Here is a 473-nt window from a genome sequence, read left to right as displayed (position 1 = left end):
ATTTGAATGGTCTCGTTGCCTTCATAGACGTTGTCATTGAGGGTTTGGGCATATACCCGGATCCCATCCTGTCCAGCAGGGACGGAGAAATCAAAACGGTAATTATTTGAAGCGTCGATGACACCTTCACCGATCTTTTGCCCAGACAGATTGTAGATAAAGACTTTGCCTGAGTAGTCAGTGCCATGATCTGCCTGATGATAACTGTCATTGAAGTTGAGCCTGACCGTCGTGGCTTCATCAGACGGGTTGTTGAAGTTCACTGTCCAACCCGGCGAGGTGCCGCCCTCTACACCATCTCGGAGGTGAGTGACCGACTGGACAATGGTGGCCGCTTCATCTTCGACAATGGTGACCGTACCGGACACCAGACTGCCTTGCCCATCTGCTTTGGCTTTGATGGTGTAGCTTTCATTGCCTTCGTAAGTGCCGTCTTCGGTGGTTTGAGATCGCACCTGGAAGGTTTTGGTGTT

Annotated in this window: 1 pseudogene; it reads right to left on the bottom strand. The window is 50.7% G+C overall.

The features are described from left to right. A pseudogene (locus RN22_RS25335) lies at positions 1 to 473 on the bottom strand (bacteriocin); the annotation flags it as partial.

Source organism: Grimontia sp. AD028, from assembly GCF_000973155.1.
Lineage (GTDB): Bacteria > Pseudomonadota > Gammaproteobacteria > Enterobacterales > Vibrionaceae > Enterovibrio > Enterovibrio indicus.
This window is presented reverse-complemented; position numbering and strand designations above follow the sequence as displayed.